Genomic DNA, 15,290 nt, shown 5'->3' on the forward strand with positions numbered 1-15,290 from the left:
CGCTCAGCCGTCGCCCCCGGCCGGCGCCTCCGCGCGGCCCGCCACGAACCAGCGGGACGGCAGCACGACCCGCCTGCCGTCCGTGTGGAAGCCGGTCATGACGAGCTCCGTCTCCCCCTCGTCGAGGATCGCGAGCCCGGCCCCGCGCAGCAGCGCGGCCACCTCGCCGCCGGACGCGGCGGCCGGCCGCAGGTCGTGGGCGAAGACCCGCCGGACCTTCTCCGCCGTGCCGCCGGAGGCCCCGGCCGCCTCCGCGATGACGTCCTTCGCGGCCGGTTCGAGCTCCACCACGAACGCGCGGCCCCGCGCGCCGACGAGCTCCGCGACCGCCGCCGCGACGGCCGGCCGGTCCCCGGGATCGCTCTGGTGGATGACCGCCCGCAGGTACACATGGCTGTCGCCCAGGCGCTCGTGGAGGGCCCGGACCGCCGCCGTGTCCACCAGGTCCAGCCGCTCGTACGCGGCGAGCCCCTCCGGGTCCGCGCGGCGGGCGTGCTCCACCGCCGCCCGGGACAGGTCGACGCCGATCGCGCGCGGGAAGTGCCCGGCCAGCCAGCGGGTCCGGGTGCCGTTGCCGCAGCCCAGGTCGACGACGGGCAGCGGGAGTTCCCCGGGGAGCGCGAGCAGCGCCGGATGCGCCTCGGCGGCGGATTCCGGGGCCGAGTCCCAGATCACCTCGCCCGGCGCGCCGGAGGAGGCGCCCCAGAAGCCCTCCCACGCGTTCAAGTAGCGTTCCGTCACACTCATGGGCGCACCAGCGGCATCTCGAACCACACCGTCTTTCCCCGTCCCGAGTGACTGGCGCCCCATTCGCGCGCCAGTGCACTCACTACCCGCAGCCCGCGCCCGTATTCGTCCTCCTCTCCGGTACTCAGCAGCGCCGGCAGCGTGTGGTCGTCGTCCGTGACCTCGCACAGCAGCACGTCCGTGCGCACCAGCCGCAGCCCCACCCGGCCGGTGCGGGCGTGCCGCACGGCGTTGCCGACGACCTCCCCGGCGAGGACCTCCGCCGTCGCCGCCGCCTCGTCCAGGCCCCAGGCGGCCAGCCGCTCGCGCACCAGCCGCCGGGCGCGGGGCGCCTCGTGGAGCTCGGGCGCCAGCTCCCACTCGGCCACATGGGCGGGCGGGACGCCGTTGAGGCGGGCCATGAGCAGGGCCACGTCGTCGTCGCGGCCGCCACGGGTGTTGAGGGCGCGGATGATGGTGTCGCAGGCGTCGTCCATGGAAGCGGCGGGGTGGGCGGCGGACTCGCACAGCGCGGCCAGGCCCGCGCCGATGTCCTGCCCGCGCACCTCCACCAGGCCGTCGGTGCACAGCACCAGCCGGTCCCCGGGGGCCACCTCGACCGTCACCGTCTCGAAGGGCACCCCGCCCACGCCGATGGGTGCTCCGGTGGGCAGTTCCAGCAGCCGGCTGCGCCCGTCCTCGGCGCGGACGAGCACCGGCGGGATGTGCCCGGCGTTGCCGATGGTGAGCTCGGAGCGGATGGGGTCGTAGACGGCGTAGAGGCAGGTGGCCAGGTAGTGCTCGCCGAGCCGCTGCGCGAGGTCGTCGAGGCGGCGCAGCAGTTGCCCGGGCGGCAGGTCGAGGGCCGCCATGGTCTGCACGGCGGTGCGCAGCTGGCCCATCATGGCGGCGGAGTGGAGGCCGTGGCCCATGACGTCGCCGACGACGAGGGCGGTGCGGGAGCCGGGGAGCTTGACGCTGTCGAACCAGTCGCCGCCGACCCGGCCGAGGCGGGTGCCGGGCAGGTAGCGGGTGGCGGTGTCGCAGCCCGGCATGCGCGGGGTGAGCTGCGGCAGCATGCTGTCCTGGAGGGTGTCGGCGACGTTCTCCTGGTGGGTGTACATCCGGGCGTTGTCGAGGACGAGCCCGGCGCGGGCGGCGAGTTCGGCGCCGGTGGTGCGGTCCATGTCGTCGAAGGGCGCGCGGTCGGCGCGGCGCAGGAGCACCATGAAGCCGAGGACGACGTTCCGGGCCTTGAGGGGCACGACGAGCAGGGAGCGCTCGTTGATCAGGGGCCGCAGGTCCCGCTTCTCGAACTGGGCGGAGATCCGGTCCCCGAGCTCCTCGCCGATCCGGGGGATGAGGACGGGCTCGCCGGTGACCATGCACCGGAAGAACGGGGTGTGCTCGGGGAAGGCGATGGCCTCGCCGACGGGGACGGTGTCGTCCCAGCGGCCGGGCTCGTCGTTGTGCTCGACCCAGACGCGGTGCCAGACGGTGGTGACGTCGGGCGGGCCGTCGGGGAAGCCCTCGCCGGCGAGGACGGCGGCGCGCAGGTGCGTCCCGGCGAAGTCCGCGAAGCGGGGCACGGCCGCGCTGGTGACCTCGCGGATGGTGCGTTCGAGGTCCAGGGAGGTGCCGATGCTGCCGCTGACCTCGTTGAGGAACTCCAGGCGTTCGCGCACGGCGGCGTGTTCGAGGTCGGGTAAGGACGATGCCGAGTCGCCGGCGGTGTCTCTGCCGGGCTCCCCGCCCGTGGCCGCCCGCGCCGCCCGGGCGTGCCGGTACCGGCGCTCGGCGCGCCGGGGCACGCCCCAGTCCGGGGTGACGGGCACCTGGCGGAGCCGGTTGAACTCCAGGACCGGGTAGCCCAGTTCCAGGATCTGGGAGACGATGCGCCCGCTGGTCGCGGGGCCCATGGCGGGCAGGATGTCGGGGAGGCGGCGGGCGAGCTCCTCGGCGTCAGGGAAGGCGGTGTGCGGGGCGAATCCGGGCGCGGCCGCCTCCCGGCCGCCGGGATCGCCCTCGGCGGCCAGCACGAGGAGCCGTGCGGGGCCGCAGCCCACGAGGGGGTAGGCCCACCAGAGCACGTCGATCCGGCCGCGCCCGGGGACGTCGCAGCGGGCCCGGCCGGCGCTGGGGTGGCCGGGCAGCCCGGAGAACGCGCCGCATATGGGCATGAGGTCGCCGGCGGGGCGGCCCAGGGCCGCCTCCTTGCCGTGCCCGAACAGCCGGCTCGCTCCGGAGCTCCAGTGGGTCACCAGCCCCGTGCCGTCGACCACGGCCACCGCGAGCGGGATCCGCCCGGGGGCGGGCCGTCGCCACGCGGGGGCGGACTCCGGCGTGCCAGGCTCCATGGGCGGTCGCTCCTTCGTACACGTACCCCAGATCTTCGCCACCGTCCTCCACAGTAGGTGCCGGGAGGGAGCGGGGGTGCGGTATTCGGCGAAGAGGCCGCGCGCCGGGGCGTGTTCGCCGCCGCCGGGGGGCGCGGCCGCGCGCGCTCAGTCGGCGTGTCCCAGCAGGAGGTCCCGTTCGGTGCGGCCGCCGCCCGCGACCTGGAGGACGGTGGCGACGGGCGGGTAGCCGGCGGCGACGACCGTGTACTCGCCCGCCGAGAGGTCCACGAAGCGGAACGTGCCGTCGGCGCCGGTGATGGCGGAGTCCACGACGTTGCCCGCGGCGTCCAGCAGGGTGACACGGGCGTCCTCGACGGGCCGGCCGCCGCTGGCCCGTACGGTGCCGCGCAGCACGGCGCCGCCCGCGAGTTCGATGTCCTGGCGGGTCTCCCGGGCGGACTGGACGCTCACGGGCAGGGCGGCGGGCCGGAAGGCGGGGGCGCTGCACGCGAGGGTGTACTCGCCCGCGACGAGTTCGTCGATGACGTAGCCGCCGTCGGGGCCGGTGCGGGTGGAGGCGACGACCTCGCCGTGGACGTTGGTCAGGGTGACGAGGGCCTCGCGCACCGGGGTGCCGTCGGCGGTGGTGACGGTGCCGGCCAGCCGTCCGGCGCCGCCGAGGACGACGTCGAGCTCGACGGGCCGTTCCCCGACGGTGACGGTGACGGCCTGCGGCTGGTGGCCGCCGGCGGCGGCGATCAGGACGTAGCTGCCGGTGCCGGGTGTGCTCAGCGCGTACCGGCCGTCCTCCCCGCTGGCGCCGCGGCCGATCTGGCGGCCCTGGATGTCGATGAGGGTGAGCGCGGCGCGCGGCACGGTCGTGCCGTCGTGGTGCTGGACGGCGCCGGTCACGGGGATGCCCGCGACGAAGTGCGGGGGCTCGGTCGGGGGGAGGACGGTGCGCGCGGAGGGGATGGCGGCTTCGGCTGCGTTGTGGGACACCAGTGGTTTCTCTTTCAGCAGGAAGGCGAGCAAAAAGCCCACGATGAGCACCGGTACGAGGTAGAGGAAGATCCGCGGCATGGCGTCGGCGTAGGCCCGGACGTAGCCGTCGCGCAGGGGGGCGGGCAGGGCGTGCACCAGCTGGGGGGTGAGGGAGTCCGGGGCCGGGAGGGCGGTGCGGGGCGGCAGTTCGGCGGCGAGGGCGTGTTCGAGGCGGCGGGCGAAGAGGGTGCCGAGGACGGCCGCGCCGAGCGAGCCGCCGAGCTGCCGGAGGTGGTCGTGGGCGCCGGTGGCGGTGCCGGCGTCGGCGGGGTGCGCGGAGTTCTGCACGGCCAGGACGAGGACGGGCAGGGCGAGGCCGATGCCGACGCCGAGGATGGCCATCCAGAGGCTGTAGACGAGCCGGCCGGTCTGGACGTCCAGGTGGGACAGCAGGTACATGCCCTCGGCGGAGAGCGCGCCGCCGAGGACGGGCAGGAGCTTGTAGTGGCCCGTTCGGCTGGCGAGGTGGCCGGAGACGAGCGAGGCGGCGACGATGCCGCCCATCATGGGCAGCATCAGCAGCCCGGACTCGGTGGCCCCCACGCCGTCGACCATCCGCAGGAAGGTGGGCAGGCAGTCGGCCGCGCCGAAGAGGGCCACCCCGGCGATCACGCCGAGGAGCGTGGTGACGATGAAGACGGAGTCCCGGAAGAGCCGCGGGGGGATGATGGGTTCGGCGGCGAAGTGCTCGACCATGACGAAGAGCAGGGCGGTGCCGAGCGCGCCGGCGGCCAGGCCGAGGACGGTCCGGGAGGTCCAGTCGTAGGTGGTGCCGCCCCAGGTGGTGAGCAGTACGGCGCAGGTCGAGCAGGCCGTCAGCAGCAGCGCCCCCAGGACGTCGAAGCGGGCCCGGCGCGTGGGACGGGGCAGGCGGAGCGCGCCGGCGACGACGGCGAGGGTGAGCAGCCCGACGGGGACGTTGACGTAGAAGCACCAGCGCCAGGACGCCCGGTCGGCGAAGAAGCCGCCGAGCAGGGGGCCGGCGACGGAGGCGAGTCCGTAGGCGGCGCCGATGGCGCCCATGTGGTGGCCGCGCTCCCGGGGCGGGGCGAGGTCGGCGACGAGGGCCTGGACGCCGATGAGGAGCCCGCCGGCTCCGACGCCCTGGACGGCGCGGAAGGCGATGAGCTGGTCCATGGTGTGCGACCAGCCGGCGAGGGCGGAGCCGACGACGAAGACGGCGAGCGCGAAGAGGAAGACGGTCTTGCGGCCCCGGAGGTCGCCCAGCTTGCCGTAGAGGGGGAGGGTGACGGTGGCGGTCAGCAGATGGGCGGTGACCGCCCAGGACATCCGGTCGAGGCCGTGCAGCTCCCCGGCGATCCTCGGCAGGGCGGTGGCGACGACGGTCTGGTCCAGCGCCGTGAGCAGCAGCGTGAGCATCAGGGCGGCGAAGACCAGCCGCGTCCGGGCCCGGCCGGGTTCGGGGAGCGGGTCGGCCGGCGCCGGCGGCGAGGGGGGCAGGGTGAGCGTCCTGTCGCTCTTCTCCAAGGTGGCCTCGAAGGTGGACCCGCCCACGTAACTTCTCCCCTCGTCGCGCCTGCGTTGCCGCCCATTTCTCGCATTACGCGACAACGGCCAGCAAGCGCGACGATTTGTCGGGGAGCGCCGGGCACGGCACTTTCTGCCGGTCGGAGGCGGTTTGGGCACAGCGGGGCCGGGCCGGGAAAACCACTCGAACCGGTGAGCCCGGACCGGTCCGGTCCGGGCGGTCCCGTTCGGCCCGCGCTCAGCCCGCGCTGGGCCCGCCCTCCACCTCGGCGGCGAGGCGGGCGAGCACGGCGTCGTAGATGCGGCCGAGGCCCTTGGGGGCGAAGGCGCGCTCGAAGAAGCCGCCGATGCCGCCGGCACCCTGCCAGGTGGTGGTGACGACGACCTTGGAGCTGCCCTCGCCGGCCGGGGTGACGGTCCAGGTGGTGACCATGGAGGAGTTGCGGTCCTTCTCCACGAGCTGTCCGTCGGTGGGCTCGTCGACCTCCAGGAGGCAGTCGCGCACCCGCTTGCTGGTGGCCTGGAGCTTCCAGTGGACGAGCGTGCCCTTGCCGTCGCCGCCCTCGCGCACCTCGTACTCGCTGAAGTGCTCGGGCAGCAGCTTGGCGCGCGTGCCGCTGTAGTCGGCGAGGGCGTCGAACACGTCCTCCGCGCCCGCCGCGATGATCCGCTCCGTCGTGGCCTCGACCTGGCCCATGGCTAGTCCTCCGGGACATTGAGAGAAGTGCTGTCTTGCCGCTTTACCGCGGGTGCGCGCAAAGCCAATCACCATCGGCGCGACCACCCAAAATCCGGGGGCGGCCGACTCCGGCCCGCACTAACCTCCGCACATGGTGACCATACGGACCATGACCGCAGCCGACGCGGACGAGGTGGCGGAGACCCGGCTGAGCGGCTGGCGGACGGCCTACGCGGGGATCGTGGCCGAGGCGGCGGGGGCCGTGGTCGGCTGGGCCTGCTTCGGGTACTGCCGCGACGCCGACCGGCCACCCGGCACGGGCGAGTTGTACGCGCTCTACGTCCGCCCCGACCTGATCGGCACCGGCGTCGGCCGGGCCCTGTGGATCGCGGCCCTGGAGGGACTGCGTGAGCTCGCGGGGCACGAGGGGGCGCGCGTGGCCCTGTGGGTCGCCAAGGACAACACGCGCGCCCGCCGCTTCTACGAGCGCGCCGGCTGCCGGCCCGACGGCGCCGAGCGGTCGGCGGAGTACGCCGGGACGGCCGTGCCGGAGGTCCGCTACGTGCTGGACCCGCTCCGCGCCCCCTGAGCCCCGCCGCGCCCGGCCAGCCGGGCCAGGGCGGCGACGGCGGCCGGGCGCAGCCGTTCGTGCTCGCGCGCGGCGACGAGCGTGGCCTCGGCACGGCGGTCGCCGAGGGCGCCGAGGCCCTCGACGCAGGCGCGGGCGATCGGCCAGCAGTGGTCGCGGGCCGCCAGCAGCCGTTCCAGGGTGGTGAGCAGGGCGGGCACGGACTCGGGGGCGCGCAGCTCGGTGAGGAGCCGGACGGGGTGGAGGGCGTAGGCGGTGCGCAGGGGGTTGGTGACGAGGGCGGCGGCGGCGCGGGCGGTGCGGGGGTCGCGCAGCCGGGCGAGGGCGTGGGCGGCGGTGGCGCAGCGCACGGGCTCGCGGTAGTTGAGGAGGAGGACGAGCGTCTCGAAGGCGCGGCGGTCGCCCTTGACGCCGAGGGCGAAGGCGGCGATCTCCCGGGCCCACAGGGGGCGTTCGGGGGCCACCAGGACCTCGGCGAGTTCGTCGCGCGCGGCGGCGTCGTCGGCCCGCACGAGCGCGAGCAGCCGTTCGTAGGCCGTGAATTCGGCCGGGGAGACCAGTTCGGCCCGGACCCGGCGCGACAGCGCGCGGAATTCCTCGTCCATGTCCCGCTCTCCTCCCCGAGTGGCCTGGACCACATCGTAAGTCGCGCGTACGACCCCTGGCGCTCTTGGTTACCCGTGAGTTAATCTCCCGGCAAGAGCAGTACCCCGCTCCGGCGCCCGGTGACGCGGCCGCCGAGAGCGTTGACGTCGGTTCGGTGATCTCCCGAGTACGGCGCGCCCCGGGACAGGGCCCGCCGGTCGTACAACTCCCTTCCGCGGACTTCGTGGACCTCCCTTCGTCCGTCCCGGAAGCCAGGCCGCCGCCTTGCGCGCAGCCGCCGACCGCCGTCCGCTCCCCCTCGCACGGGGGAACACCTTCTGGAGTCTCGCGATGGACCGTACGTCCACCCCTGAGCCGTCCTCCCTCAGCCCGAAGTCTCTCAGGACCGTCGCCGTGATCGGGCTCGGCACGATGGGTACCGGCATCGCCGAAGTGCTCACGCTGGCCGGCCGCGAGGTCGTCGGCGTCGATGTCAGCGACGCGGCGGCCCTGCGGGCCGGCGCGGCGCTGGAGGCCGCCACCGCCCGCGCGGTGGAGCGCGGCCGGATCACCGAGCCCGAGCGCCGGGCCGCGCTCGCCCGCTTCCGGACCGCCACCGAGCTGACCGCGGCCGCCGACGCCGATCTGGTGATCGAGGTCGTGCCGGAGGACTACGACCTCAAGCACGAGGTGTTCACCGCCCTCGACGCGGTCGTGCGCCCCGACGCGATCCTGGCGACCGGCACCAACGCCCTGTCGGTGACCCGGCTGGCCGCCGACTCGGCGCGCCCGGAGCGGGTCCTGGGCCTCCACTTCTTCAACCCGGCGCCGGCGATGAAGCTGGTGGAGATCGTCTCCTCGGTGCTCACCGACCCGGCCGCCGTGGCCGCCGTCACCGAGCTGGCCCACGAGCTGGGCAAGGAGCCGGTCGCGGTGGGCGACCGGCCCGGATTCGTCGCCGACGGGCTGCTGTTCGGCTATCTCAACCAGGCCGCCGCGATGTACGAGGCGCGCTACGCCAGCCGCGAGGACATCGACGCGGCGATGCGGCTGGGCTGCGGGCTGCCGATGGGGCCGCTGGCGCTGCTGGACCTGATCGGCGTGGACACGGCCCGGACGGTCCTGGAGGCGATGTACGCCGCCTCGCGGGACCGGCTGCACGCGCCCGCGCCGGTCCTGGGGCAGCTGGCGGCGGCCGGGCTGACCGGCCGCAAGGCGGGGCGCGGCTTCTACACCTATGAGGCCCCCGGCTCCTCCGTCGTCGTGCCGGACGCCCTGACCCCGCCGCCGCCGGCCGCCCGGGCCGGGGGGCGTGCGGTGGACCGTGTCGGCGTGGTGGGCTCGGGGACGATGGCGAGCGGCATCGCCGAGGTCTTCGCCAAGGCGGGCCTGCCGGTGGTGCTGGTGGCGCGGACGCCCGAGAAGGCGGAGGCGGCCAAGGGACGGATCGCGAAGTCGCTGGCGCGCGCGGTGGAGAAGGGGCGGCTGACGGCCGGGGAGCGGGACGCCGCGCTCGCGGCCGTGACCCCGGCGGGCTCGCCGGACGCGCTGGCCGAGGTGGACCTGGCCGTGGAGGCGGTGGCGGAGGACCTGGACGTCAAGCGGGAGCTGTTCGCCACGCTGGACAAGGTCGTCAAGCCCGGAGCGGTGCTGGCCACCACCACCTCCTCGCTGCCGGTCGTCGCCGTCGCCCGGGCCACCTCGCGGCCGCAGGACGTCGTCGGGATGCACTTCTTCAACCCGGCGCCGGCGATGAAGCTGGTCGAGGTGGTGCGGACGGTGCTGACGGCCGACGACGTCCACGCCACCGTCCGCGCGGTGTGCGCCCGGATCCGCAAGCACCCGGTGGACTGCGGGGACCGGGCCGGATTCATCGTCAACGCCCTGTTGTTCCCGTATCTGAACAACGCGGTCAAGATGGTCCAGGAGCACTACGCCTCGCTGGACGAGATCGACGCGGCGATGCGGCTCGGCGGCGGCTATCCGATGGGCCCGTTCGAACTGCTCGACGTCGTGGGCCTGGACGTCTCCCTGGCCATCGAGAAGGTGCTGCACCGCGAGTTCCGGGATCCGGGGCTGGCGCCCGCGCCGCTGCTGGAGCACCTGGTGGCGGCGGGCTGCCTGGGCCGCAAGACCGGCCGCGGCTTCCGCGAGTACGCGAAGGCCTGACCGGCCGGTGCCCGGTGAGGGGGCGGGGTGGGGCGGACTGCTGGATCCCCGGACAGGTCCGTCCCGCCACGCCTGCACGGACGCGTGTTACGTTCCCCACATGTCCCAGCCCGCCAAGTCCGCCCGCGTACCGCGCGGGGCCACCGTCGAGTCAGGAGGAGCCCCGGGCCCGAAGGCCGCCAAGGAACCCCGAGAGACCGGCGCCGGGAGCGCCGGCGCCCGCCGCGCCGCCGCCCAGCGGCTCACCATGCGCCGCAAACTGGCCACGGCGGCGATGGAGTTGTTCGCGACCAAGGGCTACGAGGCGACGACCGTCGACGAGATCGCGGCCACGGCCGGAGTGGCCCGGCGCACGTTCTTCCGCCATTTCCGCTCCAAGGAAGAGGCGATCTTCCCCGACCACGACGACACGCTCGTCCGCGCCTCCGGCGTGCTGGACGCCGCACCACCGCACGAGAACCCGCTGGACACCGTCTGCCGGGGGATCAAGGAGGTGATGCGGATGTACGCGGCCTCTCCCGCCGTCTCCGTCGAGCGCTACCGGCTGACCCGTGAGGTGCCCGCGCTGCGCGAGCGCGAGATCGCCTCGGTGGCCCGCTACGAGCGGCTGTTCACCCGCTATCTGCTGGGTCACTTCGACGAGGCCGCGCACCACGCCGGGGACGACGACCCGCTGCTGGCGGAGGTCGCCGCCTCGGCCGTGGTCACCGCGCACAACCACGTGCTGCGCCGCTGGCTGCGCGGGGGCGCCCAGGGCGATCTGGAGGCCCAGCTCGACCACGCCTTCGCCATCGTGCGGGAGACGTTCGGCACGGGCATCGGCGCCGGGCGCGCCGACCGGGAGGAGGCCCCGGCCGCCTCGGCGCGGGCCCAGGGCGAGGTGCTGGTGACGGTGGCGCGGACGGACGCGCCGCTGGACGAGGTCATGCGGGCGATCGAGAAGGCGCTCAAGAAGGCCTAGGACAAATCCCGACAACTCATAACAATGGCCACCCCTTTGGGGTGGCCATTGTTGCTCATCCGTGCCCTCCGGATGACATCTGAGAGAAATTGTTGGCACGCAGTGTCTTGTCGAGTGGCACGCGGTGCCATACCTTGTCGGTGTCCGGGCGGCCGGCGCACCGACCACCGTCGAGCGCCGACTGTCCCCGCAGACCCTGTCGTGCGCGCCCGGACGCCTGCGTCACCAGGCATCGCTTCCTCCGCGCCACCCCGCGCGGGAGCACCACCCGCCGGACCGACGGCACCACCCCCTCGCTCCACCCGCAGTCGCCGCTCCACCCCCGACGTTCCCTCAAGCCCGTTCCCACGACGTGCTTCGCCGGAGGCAAACCGTGAACCAGATCCTGGACGCCATCCTCGCGCCCGACAGCCGCGCCGAGGACTTCGCCGCGCTCCCCCTGCCCGAGTCGTACCGCGCGGTGACCGTGCACAAGGACGAGGCGGACATGTTCGCCGGGCTCCCCACCCGGGAGAAGGACCCCCGCAAGTCCCTCCACGTCGAGGAGGTCCCGGTGCCCGAACTCGGGCCCGGCGAGGCCCTGGTGGCCGTCATGGCCAGCTCCGTGAACTACAACTCGGTGTGGACCTCGATCTTCGAGCCCGTCTCCACCTTCGCCTTCCTGGAGCGTTACGGAAAGCTCTCCCCCCTCGGCAAGCGGCACGACCTCCCGTACCACGTCATCGGCTCCGACCTCGCCGGCGTCGTGCTCCGCACCGGGCCCGGCGTCAACGCCTGGCGGCCCGGCGACGAGGTCGTCGCCCACTGCCTCTCCGTGGAGCTGGAGTCCGCCGACGGGCACAACGACACCATGCTCGACCCGGAGCAGCGCATCTGGGGCTTCGAGACCAACTTCGGCGGACTGGCCGAGATCGCCCTGGTGAAGTCCAACCAGCTGATGCCCAAGCCGAAGCACCTGAGCTGGGAGGAGGCGGCCGCCCCCGGGCTGGTCAACTCCACCGCCTACCGCCAGCTGGTCTCCCGCAACGGCGCCGGGATGAAGCAGGGCGACAACGTCCTGATCTGGGGCGCGAGCGGCGGACTCGGTTCCTACGCCACCCAGTTCGCGCTCGCGGGCGGCGCCAACCCCATCTGTGTCGTCTCCAGCGAGCAGAAGGCGGAGATCTGCCGGCGGATGGGCGCCGAGGCGGTCATCGACCGCAGCGCCGAGGGCTACCGCTTCTGGAAGGACGAGCACGAGCAGGACCCGCGCGAGTGGAAGCGGTTCGGCAAGCGCATCCGTGAGCTCACCGGCGGCGAGGACGTGGACATCGTCTTCGAGCACCCCGGCCGCGAGACGTTCGGCGCCTCCGTCTACGTCACGCGCAAGGGCGGCACCATCGTCACCTGCGCCTCCACCTCCGGCTACAACCACCAGTACGACAACCGCTATCTGTGGATGTCGCTGAAGCGGATCATCGGCTCGCACTTCGCCAACTACCGCGAGGCGTGGGAGGCCAACCGCCTGATCGCCAAGGGGAAGATCCACCCGACCCTGTCGAAGACCTACACCCTCGCCGAGACCGGCCAGGCGGCGTACGACGTCCACCGCAACCTCCACCAGGGCAAGGTCGGCGTGCTGTGCCTCGCCCCGGAGGAGGGCATGGGCGTCCGCGACGAGGAGATGCGCGAGCGGCACCTGGACTCCATCAACCTCTTCCGTAACGTCTAGAAGAGACGGCTGCGTTACATGACTGAGCGTCAGAAGGATCGTCCGTGGCTGATGCGGACGTACGCCGGGCACTCCACGGCCGAGGCGTCCAACGAGCTCTACCGGCGCAACCTCGCCAAGGGCCAGACCGGCCTCTCGGTCGCGTTCGACCTCCCGACGCAGACCGGCTACGACCCCGACCACGTCCTCGCCCGCGGCGAGGTCGGGCGGGTCGGGGTCCCCGTCGCCCACCTCGGTGACATGCGGCGGCTGCTGAAGGACATCCCGCTGGAGCGGATGAACACCTCCATGACCATCAACGCCACCGCCATGTGGCTGCTGGCGCTGTACCAGGTGGTCGCGGAGGAGCAGGGCGCCGACATCGCCCAGTTGCAGGGGACGACGCAGAACGACATCGTCAAGGAGTACCTCTCGCGCGGGACCCACGTCTTCCCGCCCGGGCCCTCCCTGCGGCTGACCACCGACATGATCGCCTACACGGTGGACCGCGTCCCCAAGTGGAACCCGATCAACATCTGCAGCTACCACCTCCAGGAGGCGGGGGCCACCCCCGTCCAGGAGATCGCCTACGCGATGTCCACGGCCATCGCCGTCCTGGACGCGGTCCGGGACTCCGGCCAGGTGCCGGCCGAGCGCTTCGGCGACGTCGTCGCCCGCATCTCCTTCTTCGTCAACGCGGGCGTCCGCTTCATCGAGGAGATGTGCAAGATGCGCGCCTTCGGCCGCATCTGGGACCGCGTCACCCGGGAGCGCTACGGCATCGAGAACCCCAAGCAGCGCCGCTTCCGCTACGGCGTCCAGGTCAACTCCCTCGGGCTGACCGAGGCCCAGCCGGAGAACAACGTCCAGCGCATCGTGCTGGAGATGCTCGCCGTCACCCTCTCCAAGGACGCCCGCGCCCGCGCCGTGCAACTGCCCGCCTGGAACGAGGCGCTGGGCCTGCCCCGCCCCTGGGACCAGCAGTGGTCGCTGCGCATCCAGCAGGTCCTCGCCCACGAGAGCGACCTGCTGGAGTACGAGGACATCTTCGCCGGCTCCCATGTGATCGAGGCCAAGGTCGAGGCGCTGGTCACCGAGTGCCTGGCCGAGATCGAGCGGATCCAGGAGATGGGCGGGGCGATGGCCGCCGTGGAGTCCGGCTACCTCAAGGCGCGGCTGGTCGCCTCGCACGCCGAGCGGCGGGCCCGCATCGAGTCCGGCGAGGAGAAGATCGTCGGGGTCAACTGCTACGAGGCGACCGAGCCCAGCCCGCTGACCGCCGATCTCGACACCGCCATCATGACCGTGGACCCGGCCAACGAGGCCCGCGTGGTCGCCGCCCTCCACGCCTGGCGCGACGACCGCGACGAGGTCCGCGCCCAGGAGGCCCTCTCCGCGCTGAAGAAGGCCGCCGCCGGCACGGAGAACCTGATGGCCGCCACCCTGGAGTGCGTCCGGGCCGGTGTCACCACCGGCGAGTGGTCCTGGGCCCTGCGGGACGTCTTCGGCGAGTTCCGTGCCCCCACGGGCGTCGGCGGCGCCCCCCTGGCCGTGGCCGCCGAGGCCGGCAGCCCGCTCGCGGCCGTCCGTGAGAAGGCCCGGCGCACGGCGGACGACCTGGGCGTCGGCAAGCTGCGGCTGCTGGTCGGCAAGCCCGGCCTCGACGGCCACTCCAACGGCGCCGAACAGATCGCCGTACGGGCCCGCGACGCGGGCTTCGAGGTGGTCTACCAGGGCATCCGGCTCACCCCGGAACAGATCGTCTCGGCGGCCGTCGCCGAGGACGTCCACTGCGTGGGTCTGTCGATCCTCTCCGGCTCGCACACCGAGCTCGTCCCGGACGTGCTGACCCGGCTGCGCGAGGCGGGGTCGGACGACATACCCGTCATCGTCGGTGGCATCATCCCGTCCGCGGACGCCACCGCCCTCAAGGCGGCCGGTGTCGCGGCCGTCTTCACCCCGAAGGACTTCGGCATCACGGAGATCATCGGCCGTATCGTCGACGAGATCCGCACAGCGAACAGCCTCGACCCCCTGGAGGTCACCGCATGACCGGCACCACCCCCGCCAGCCGTCTTCGCCCGCGTCGCTCCTGCCTCGCCGTCCCCGGCAGCAACCCGCGCTTCCTGGAGAAGGCCCAGGGCCTCCCCGTCGACCAGGTCTTCCTGGACCTGGAGGACGCCTGCGCCCCGCTGGCCAAGGAAGGCGCCCGGCACACGGTCGTCGACGCGCTGAACAAGGGCGACTGGACGGGCAAGACCCGGGTCGTGCGGGTCAACGACTGGACCACCCACTGGACGTACCGCGACGTGATCACGGTCGTCGAGGGGGCCGGGCCCAACCTCGACTGCATCATGCTGCCCAAGGTGCAGGACGCCCAGCAGATCGTCGCGCTGGACCTGCTGCTCACCCAGATCGAGAAGACCATGGGCTTCGAGGTCGGGCGCATCGGCATCGAGGCGCAGATCGAGAACGCCAAGGGCCTGGTGAACGTGGACGCGATCGCGGCCGCCTCGCCCCGGCTGGAGACGATCGTCTTCGGGCCGGCGGACTTCATGGCGTCCATCAACATGAAGTCGCTCGTGGTCGGCGAGCAGCCGCCCGGCTACCCGGCGGACGCCTACCACTACATTCTCATGCGCATCCTGATGGCCGCCCGCGCCAACGACCTCCAGGCGATCGACGGCCCCTACCTCCAGATCAAGAACGTGGACGGCTTCCGCGAGGTGGCCGGCCGCGCGGCCGCCCTGGGCTTCGACGGCAAGTGGGTGCTCCACCCCGGCCAGGTGGACGCCGCCAACGAGGTCTTCTCCCCCTCCCAGGAGGACTACGACCACGCCGAGCTGATCCTGGACGCCTACGACTGGTGCACGTCCGAGGCCGGCGGCAAGAAGGGCTCGGCGATGCTCGGCGACGAGATGATCGACGAGGCGAGCCGGAAGATGGCGCTCGTCGTCGCCGGCAAGGGCCGCGCCGCCGGAATGGTCCGCACCTCCGTGTTCGAGATCCCGGAGGCGTGA

At 73.3% G+C, this 15,290-nt stretch carries 11 protein-coding genes; 6 read left to right on the forward strand and 5 right to left on the reverse strand.

Annotated elements, in window-relative coordinates:
* Window positions 1-3: 3 nt before the first annotated feature.
* From IE096_RS04375 to IE096_RS04390, 4 genes are all read right to left on the reverse strand, one after another.
* The gene (locus IE096_RS04375; protein ID WP_189448537.1) at window positions 4-747 is read right to left on the reverse strand and encodes a class I SAM-dependent methyltransferase; all 744 of its coding nucleotides are present in this window, start codon (window positions 745-747) and stop codon (window positions 4-6) included.
* Window positions 744-3,083 carry an ATP-binding SpoIIE family protein phosphatase gene (locus tag IE096_RS04380; RefSeq protein WP_189448539.1) on the reverse strand — a complete coding sequence of 780 codons (2,340 nt, stop codon included), beginning with the start codon at window positions 3,081-3,083 and terminating at the stop codon, window positions 744-746. Before IE096_RS04380 ends, IE096_RS04375 begins: the two co-directional genes overlap by 4 nt.
* A gap of 147 nt (window positions 3,084-3,230) precedes the next feature.
* Window positions 3,231-5,597 (reverse strand): MFS transporter, encoded by a 2,367-nt coding sequence (locus IE096_RS04385; protein WP_189449588.1) that lies wholly within the window; start codon window positions 5,595-5,597, stop codon window positions 3,231-3,233.
* 238 nt (window positions 5,598-5,835) lie between these two features.
* Entirely contained in the window at window positions 5,836-6,294 is a 459-nt protein-coding gene (locus IE096_RS04390) for an SRPBCC family protein (RefSeq protein ID WP_126916721.1), read from the reverse strand.
* A 151-nt stretch (window positions 6,295-6,445) separates the two neighbouring features.
* On the opposite strand from IE096_RS04390, the gene IE096_RS04395 reads away from it, so the two are divergent.
* Window positions 6,446-6,865, forward strand: coding sequence for a GNAT family N-acetyltransferase (locus IE096_RS04395; protein WP_229819906.1), 420 nt, complete (start codon window positions 6,446-6,448; stop codon window positions 6,863-6,865).
* On the opposite strand, the gene IE096_RS04400 is transcribed toward IE096_RS04395, so the two are convergent.
* Complete coding sequence (locus IE096_RS04400; RefSeq protein WP_189448542.1) at window positions 6,835-7,470, reverse strand: HEAT repeat domain-containing protein; 636 nt, start codon at window positions 7,468-7,470, stop codon at window positions 6,835-6,837. The two genes, IE096_RS04395 and IE096_RS04400, sit on opposite strands and share 31 nt — an antisense overlap.
* A gap of 331 nt (window positions 7,471-7,801) precedes the next feature.
* On the opposite strand from IE096_RS04400, the gene IE096_RS04405 reads away from it, so the two are divergent.
* From IE096_RS04405 to IE096_RS04425, 5 genes are all read left to right on the forward strand, one after another.
* Window positions 7,802-9,619 (forward strand): 3-hydroxyacyl-CoA dehydrogenase family protein, encoded by a 1,818-nt coding sequence (locus IE096_RS04405; protein ID WP_189448544.1) that lies wholly within the window; start codon window positions 7,802-7,804, stop codon window positions 9,617-9,619.
* A gap of 100 nt (window positions 9,620-9,719) precedes the next feature.
* Entirely contained in the window at window positions 9,720-10,580 is an 861-nt protein-coding gene (locus IE096_RS04410) for a TetR family transcriptional regulator (RefSeq protein WP_189448546.1), read from the forward strand.
* 373 nt (window positions 10,581-10,953) lie between these two features.
* Window positions 10,954-12,291, forward strand: a complete 1,338-nt coding sequence (gene ccrA / locus IE096_RS04415; protein ID WP_189448547.1) for a crotonyl-CoA carboxylase/reductase — start codon at window positions 10,954-10,956, stop codon at window positions 12,289-12,291.
* A gap of 18 nt (window positions 12,292-12,309) precedes the next feature.
* Window positions 12,310-14,322: an ethylmalonyl-CoA mutase gene (locus IE096_RS04420; RefSeq protein ID WP_189448549.1), complete on the forward strand. Its 2,013-nt coding sequence runs from the start codon at window positions 12,310-12,312 to the stop codon at window positions 14,320-14,322.
* Entirely contained in the window at window positions 14,319-15,290 is a 972-nt protein-coding gene (locus IE096_RS04425) for an HpcH/HpaI aldolase/citrate lyase family protein (protein ID WP_189448551.1), read from the forward strand. The genes IE096_RS04420 and IE096_RS04425 overlap by 4 nt, the downstream gene beginning before the upstream one ends.

It is taken from the genome of Streptomyces abikoensis (genome assembly GCF_014648775.1).
Taxonomy (GTDB): domain Bacteria; phylum Actinomycetota; class Actinomycetes; order Streptomycetales; family Streptomycetaceae; genus Streptomyces; species Streptomyces abikoensis.